Source organism: Streptomyces sp. NPDC050988 (assembly GCF_044456225.1).
Classification (GTDB): domain Bacteria; phylum Actinomycetota; class Actinomycetes; order Streptomycetales; family Streptomycetaceae; genus Streptomyces.
The window spans coordinates 22,821-29,020 of the sequence record NZ_JBITFQ010000054.1 but is presented as its reverse complement, the minus strand read 5'-3'; the positions used below and the strand labels follow the sequence as shown (position 1 = coordinate 29,020).

6 protein-coding genes are annotated in these 6,200 nt (G+C 69.8%); 5 read left to right on the top strand and 1 reads right to left on the bottom strand.

Annotated features, from left to right (window positions below):
• Window positions 1-132 precede the first annotated feature (132 nt).
• On the bottom strand, window positions 133-897 hold the full coding sequence (locus ACIBEI_RS48825) for a VOC family protein (RefSeq protein ID WP_398897922.1): 765 nt from the start codon (window positions 895-897) through the stop codon (window positions 133-135).
• Between the two features lie 128 nt (window positions 898-1,025).
• Between ACIBEI_RS48825 and argC the strand changes: the two genes are divergently transcribed.
• The 5 genes from argC to ACIBEI_RS48800 are packed head-to-tail and all read left to right on the top strand — an operon-like array spanning window position 1,026 to window position 5,920.
• Window positions 1,026-2,054: an N-acetyl-gamma-glutamyl-phosphate reductase gene (gene argC / locus ACIBEI_RS48820; protein ID WP_398897920.1), complete on the top strand. Its 1,029-nt coding sequence runs from the start codon at window positions 1,026-1,028 to the stop codon at window positions 2,052-2,054.
• Window positions 2,051-3,202, top strand: coding sequence for a bifunctional glutamate N-acetyltransferase/amino-acid acetyltransferase ArgJ (argJ, locus tag ACIBEI_RS48815; protein ID WP_398897918.1), 1,152 nt, complete (start codon window positions 2,051-2,053; stop codon window positions 3,200-3,202). Before argC ends, argJ begins: the two co-directional genes overlap by 4 nt.
• Entirely contained in the window at window positions 3,199-4,167 is a 969-nt protein-coding gene (argB, locus tag ACIBEI_RS48810) for an acetylglutamate kinase (RefSeq protein ID WP_398897917.1), read from the top strand. Before argJ ends, argB begins: the two co-directional genes overlap by 4 nt.
• Window positions 4,164-5,366 (top strand): acetylornithine transaminase, encoded by a 1,203-nt coding sequence (locus tag ACIBEI_RS48805; protein ID WP_398897916.1) that lies wholly within the window; start codon window positions 4,164-4,166, stop codon window positions 5,364-5,366. The genes argB and ACIBEI_RS48805 overlap by 4 nt, the downstream gene beginning before the upstream one ends.
• A 17-nt stretch (window positions 5,367-5,383) precedes the next feature.
• Entirely contained in the window at window positions 5,384-5,920 is a 537-nt protein-coding gene (locus tag ACIBEI_RS48800; RefSeq protein WP_055613870.1) for an arginine repressor, read from the top strand.
• Window positions 5,921-6,200 lie beyond the last annotated feature (280 nt).

The following is a 6,200-nucleotide window of genomic DNA, read 5'->3' as shown; positions in this document are numbered from 1 at the left end:
GGAAACCAGAGACGACATGCACGACGCCTTCCTCCAGCTCGCCCACTGCATGACCCTCGCCCGCAAACACCCGGCTTTCTGAAAGCACCCCTTAAGCGTGCTGGGGTGCCGGGGTGTCGCCAGGGCTCCGCGTCAGGGCAGGGCGAGAACGCAGAACTCGTGGCCCTCAGGGTCGGTCAGGCACGTCCACGGGACGTCGCCCTGGCCGAGGTCGAGGTCGGTGGCGCCGAGGGCGCGCAGCCGGTCCACCTCCGCCGCCTTGTCGTCACCGGGGTACGGCAGCAGGTCGAGATGGACGCGGTCCGGCACGGTCTTCACGTCGGGCGTGCGGAGGAATTCGAGATACGGGCCGCCACCCTTGGCGGAGCGCAGCGACGCGTGATCGTCGGTCACCTCGTGAACCGTCCAGTCCGTCGCCTCGCCCCAGAACCGGGCCATGGCCCGAGGGTCCACGCAGTCGACCACCACCGCGGCGATCGGCCCGGTGTCCCGGTAGATCTCCCGGGGCTCCAGCACGCAGAACTCGTTGCCCTCGGGGTCGGCGAGGACCGTCCACGGCACGTCTCGCTGGCCCACGTCGACAGGCATCGCACCGAGCGCCCTCAGGCGTGCGACCAGCTCCGTCTGATGGGCCACGGAGGTGGTGGCGAGATCGAGGTGCGTACGGTTCTTCGTCGCCGTCTTGGGCTCCGGGACGGGAACGATGTCGATGCAGACGGTGACCGGATGCGGCCAGACGAGTTCGCCGTCGGGCCCGCCGGTGGGTCCGCCGTCGGGTCCGACGTAGGTGGTCACACCAGGGCTGAAAACCCTCCAGCCGAGCGCTTCCGCCCAGAACCGGCCGACCGCCAAGCCATCGAGAGCCTTGATGTTCACCTGAACGGGTCGCAGTGCCATGCGGGCGATCCTATGCAGCCGCGCTGCGGCGAACTCCGCAGGTGGCGGACCCCGCCCCGCGCCACACGCCTCAGATTGCATAAACGTGCAGCGAAACGTATAGTCATGCCATCTAAGAGGAGGGTTCCATGGCGGTACGTGCGGCAGTGGCCGGAGCGAGTGGGTACGCGGGCGGGGAACTGCTGCGTCTGCTCCTGGCGCACCCCGAGATCGAGATCGGCGCTCTGACCGGAAACTCCAACGCGGGTCAGCGGCTCGGTGCGCTGCAGCCGCATCTGCTGCCACTGACCGACCGCGTGCTTCAGGAGACCACACCCGAGGTCCTCGCGGGGCACGATGTCGTCTTTCTCGCGTTGCCCCACGGACAGTCCGCCGCCGTCGCCGAGAAACTCGGGCCTGACGTACTGGTCGTCGACATGGGGGCCGACTTCCGGCTGAAGGACGCGGCAGACTGGGAGCGGTTCTACGGCTCGGCGCACGCCGGGACCTGGCCGTACGGCCTCCCCGAACTGCCGGGTGCCCGCGCTGCGCTGGAGGGGTCCAAGCGCATCGCGGTGCCCGGTTGCTACCCGACGGCCGCCTCGCTGGCGCTCTTCCCGGCGTACGGCGCCGGTCTGGCCGAGCCCGAGGCCGTGATCGTCGCCGCCTCCGGGACCTCCGGAGCGGGCAAGGCGCCCAAGGCGCATCTGCTGGGCAGCGAGGTCATGGGCTCCATGTCCCCGTACGGCGTCGGCGGCGTCCACCGGCACACCCCCGAGATGATCCAGAACCTCGGCGCGGCCGCCGGTGAGCCCGTCACCGTCTCCTTCACCCCGACCCTCGCGCCGATGCCCCGCGGCATCCTCGCCACGTGCACGGCGAAAGCCCGCGAGGGCGTCACCGCAGAGTCGGTACGGGCCGCATACGAGAAGGCCTACGCCGACGAACCGTTCGTGCATCTGCTGCCCGAGGGCCAGTGGCCCGCGACCGCGTCCGTCTACGGTTCCAACGCCGTTCAGGTGCAGGTCGCGTTCGACGCGGCCGCGCACCGGATCATCGCGATCAGCGCCATCGACAACCTCACCAAGGGCACCGCGGGCGGTGCCGTCCAGAGCATGAACATCGCCCTCGGGCTCGACGAGGCCACGGGCCTTTCCACGATCGGAGTCGCACCGTGAGTGTCACCGCCGCCAAGGGGTTCACCGCCTCCGGCATCGCAGCAGGCATCAAGGAGAACGGCAACCCGGACCTCGCCCTCGTGGTCAACAACGGGCCCAGACTGGCCGCGGCGGGCGTCTTCACCTCCAACCGCGTGAAGGCCGCGCCGGTGCTCTGGTCCGAGCAGGTGCTGAAGGGCGGACTGGTCTCCGCCGTGATCCTCAACTCCGGTGGCGCCAACGCCTGTACGGGCCCCAAGGGCTTCCAGGACACGCACGCGACGGCCGAGAAGGTGGCCGAGGTCCTCGGGCAGAACGCCGGTGAGGTCGCCGTAGCGTCGACCGGGCTCATCGGCCTGCTGCTCCCGATGGACAAGCTCCTGCCGGGAGTTGAGCAGGCCGCCGCCCAACTCTCCGAGCACGGCGGCGAGAAGGCCGCCATCGCCATCAAGACCACCGACACCGTCCACAAGACCTCGGTCGCCGGCGGGGACGGCTGGACCGTCGGCGGCATGGCCAAGGGCGCGGGCATGCTCGCCCCCGGCCTCGCCACGATGCTGGTCGTCCTCACCACGGACGCCGACGTCGAGAGCGACGTACTGGACAGGGCCCTGCGCGCCGCCACCCGTACGACCTTCGACCGGGTCGACTCCGACGGCTGCATGTCGACCAACGACACCGTGCTGCTGCTGGCCTCCGGGGCCTCCCAGGTCACCCCGGACGAGGCTGAGTTCGCCGAGGCCGTACGGAAGGTCTGTGACGACCTCGGTCAGCAGCTCATCCGGGACGCCGAGGGCGCCAGCAAGGACATCAAGATCGAGGTGGTCAACGCCGCGAGCGAGGACGACGCCGTCGAGGTGGGCCGCTCCATCGCCCGCAACAACCTCCTCAAGTGCGCGATCCACGGCGAGGACCCCAACTGGGGCCGCGTCCTGTCCGCCATCGGCACGACTCAAGCCGCCTTCGAGCCAGACCAGTTGAACGTCGCCATCAACGGCGTGTGGGTCTGCAAGAACGGCGGCGTCGGCGAGGACCGCGACAAGGTCGACATGCGCTACCGCGAGGTCCACATCGTCGCCGACCTGGCCGCGGGCTCCGACACGGCCACCATCTGGACCAACGACCTCACCGCCGACTACGTCCACGAGAACAGCGCGTACTCCTCATGAGCACTACCCGCAAGCACACCGCACTGCCCAAGGCGCAGATCCTCATCGAGGCGCTGCCCTGGCTGACGCGGCACAACGGCAAGACGGTCGTCATCAAGTTCGGCGGCAACGCCATGATCGACGAGGACCTGAAGGCCGCCTTCGCACAGGACGTCGTGTTCCTGCGCCAGGCCGGGCTCAAGCCCGTGGTCGTGCACGGCGGCGGCCCGCAGATCAGCGCGGCACTGGACCGGCACGGCATCGTCAGCGAGTTCAAGGCGGGCCTCAGGGTCACCACCGAGGACGCCATGGACGTCGTACGGATGGTGCTCGCCGGACAGGTCCAGCGCGAGCTGGTCGGGCTGCTCAACCAACACGGGCCGCTGGCCGTGGGGTTGACCGGCGAGGACGCGCACACCATCACCGCCACCAAGCACCAGCCCGAGATCGACGGGGAGTTGGTCGACATCGGGCGGGTGGGCGAGATCACCGCGATCGACACGGGCGCGATCGAGGCACTGCTCGCCGACGGCCGGATCCCGGTCGTCTCGTCGATCGCCCGTAGCCAGGACGACGGACATGTCTACAACGTCAATGCTGATACGGCGGCTGCGGCACTCGCTGCGGCGCTGGGCGCCGAAACACTGATGGTCCTCACGGACGTCGAGGGACTCTACGAGGACTGGCCGAACTCCGACGAGGTCATCAGCCGGCTCACCGCGAGAGAGCTGGAGAAGCTGCTGCCCGAACTGGCCAGCGGCATGGTGCCGAAGATGGAGGGCTGTCTGCACGCCGTCCGCAACGGCGTGAACACCGCCCGGGTGATCGACGGTCGGGTCCAGCACTCGATCCTGCTGGAGATCTTCACCGACGAAGGCATCGGCACGATGGTCGTGCCGGACGCGCAGGAGCCGCACGGGCAGGAGCGGCACGGGCAAGAGCCGCAGGCGCAATCGCCGAACAGGCAAGAGGGGGAAGCCGTATGACCGCCAACGAACAGCTCACCCAGCGATGGCAGGGCGCGCTGATGGACAACTACGGCACCCCGCGGCTGCCCCTCGTCCGCGGCGCGGGCACCAGGCTGTGGGACGCCGACGGCAAGGAGTACCTGGACTTCGTCGGCGGGATCGCGGTCAACGCGCTCGGCCACGCCCACCCGGCGATCGTCGAGGCCGTGAGCCGGCAGATCGCCTCCCTCGGCCATGTCTCCAACCTCTTCGTCGCCGAGCCGCCCGTCACGCTCGCCGAACGGCTGCTCCAGCTCTTCGGGCGGGAGGGCCGGGTCTACTTCTGCAACTCGGGGGCCGAGGCCAACGAGGGTGCCTTCAAGATCGGCCGGCTCACGGGCCGTGGGCACATGGTCGCCACCCAGGGCGGCTTCCACGGCCGCACCATGGGCGCGCTCGCGCTCACCGGCCAGCCGGGCAAGCAGGAGCCGTTCCTGCCGCTGCCGGGCGACGTCACGCATGTGCCGTACGGGGACCCGCAGGCGCTCGCCGCCGCCGTCACCGAGGACACCGCGCTGGTCGTCATCGAGCCGGTCCAGGGCGAGAACGGCGTGATCGTACCGCCGCCCGGCTACCTCAAGGCGGCCCGCGCCATCACCGCCGCCACCGGCACGCTCCTCGTCCTCGACGAGGTGCAGACGGGTGTCGGCCGGACGGGGCACTGGTTCGAGTACCAGGCCCACGAGGGTGTCCTGCCGGACGTCGTCACGCTCGCCAAGGGGCTCGGCGGTGGGCTTCCGCTCGGCGCGACCGTCGCCTTCGGCCGGGCCGCGCAGCTGCTGAAGCCCGGCCACCACGGCACGACGTTCGGCGGCAACCCGGTCGCCTGCGCCGCCGGGCTCGCCGTCCTCGACACGATCGAGGCGGAGGGGCTGCTGGAGAACGTGAAGCGGACGAGCGAGAAGCTGCGGGACGGAATCGAGACGCTCGGCCATCCGCTGATCGACCATGTCCGGGGAGCGGGCCTCCTCCTGGGTATCGTGCTCACCGAGCCGCTCGCGCCCCGTGCGCAACAGACGGCTCAGGACGCCGGTCTCCTGGTGAACGCGCCCGCCCCCGATGTCGTACGGCTGATGCCGCCGCTGAACGTGAGCGACGACGAGGTGGACGTGTTCCTGCGGGCCCTGCCCGGCGTCCTCGACCAGGCCCGAGACGCCGACGGGGACGGAGCATCCTGAGGAATGGGACGACGACGATGAGTCAGGCGCAGGACCATGAGCACGCGGGGCCCGCGGTCCCGCAGACCCGCACCGCACGCCACCGCCGGATCGTGGACATCCTCAACCGGCAACCGGTGCGCTCCCAGAGCCAGTTGGCGAAGCTTCTTGCCGACGACGGGCTGAACGTCACTCAGGCGACGCTCTCCCGGGACCTGGACGAGCTGAACGCGGTGAAGATCCGCAACAACGACGGCGACCTCATCTACGCGGTGCCCAGCGAGGGGGGTTTCCGTACGCCTCGCGCGCCGCTGGGGGAGTCGGCGAAGGAGGAGCGGATGCGGAGGCTGTCCTCGGAGCTGTTGATCTCCGCGGAGGCTTCGGCGAACCTCGTGGTTCTGCGGACTCCTCCGGGGGCTGCGCAGTTTCTCGCCTCGGCGATCGACCAGGCCGAGCTGCACGACATCCTCGGGACGATCGCCGGGGATGACACGTTGCTGTTGATCAGCCGGAATCCTACGGGTGGACAGGCGTTGGCGGACCACTTGCTGCGGTTGGCTCAGAACCATCATTGAGGTTGTGATTCGGGTGCGGGTGGGCTGTGGCTGGTCGCGCAGTTCCCCGCGCCCCTAAAGAGCTTGGCCTGGCCCAGGCGGACTGCCAGCCATCCGCGTCCCCTAAAGCTGCCTCGGCCCAGGCCGTCTACCAGGACGCCTGCGCCCCTAAAAGCTTGCCCCGGGCCCCAGGCCGATTGCCAGGCCATCCGCGCTTCTGGAACCCTTGCCTCCCGTGCGTGTCCGAAGGGCTGACTGCGTCTCAGTTCGGGCCGCTCGTCCGGGACGCCCGCGCCTCTGA

What these genes read in the sequence shown, in the direction of transcription:
- argC (WP_398897920.1), top strand. Translation starts at nt 1,026, where the DNA reads ATGGCGGTACGTGCGGCAGTGGCCGGAGCGAGTGGGTACGCGGGCGGG.
- argB (WP_398897917.1), top strand. Translation starts at nt 3,199, where the DNA reads ATGAGCACTACCCGCAAGCACACCGCACTGCCCAAGGCGCAGATCCTC.
- ACIBEI_RS48825 (WP_398897922.1), bottom strand. Translation starts at nt 897, where the DNA reads ATGGCACTGCGACCCGTTCAGGTGAACATCAAGGCTCTCGATGGCTTG.
- ACIBEI_RS48805 (WP_398897916.1), top strand. Translation starts at nt 4,164, where the DNA reads ATGACCGCCAACGAACAGCTCACCCAGCGATGGCAGGGCGCGCTGATG.
- ACIBEI_RS48800 (WP_055613870.1), top strand. Translation starts at nt 5,384, where the DNA reads ATGAGTCAGGCGCAGGACCATGAGCACGCGGGGCCCGCGGTCCCGCAG.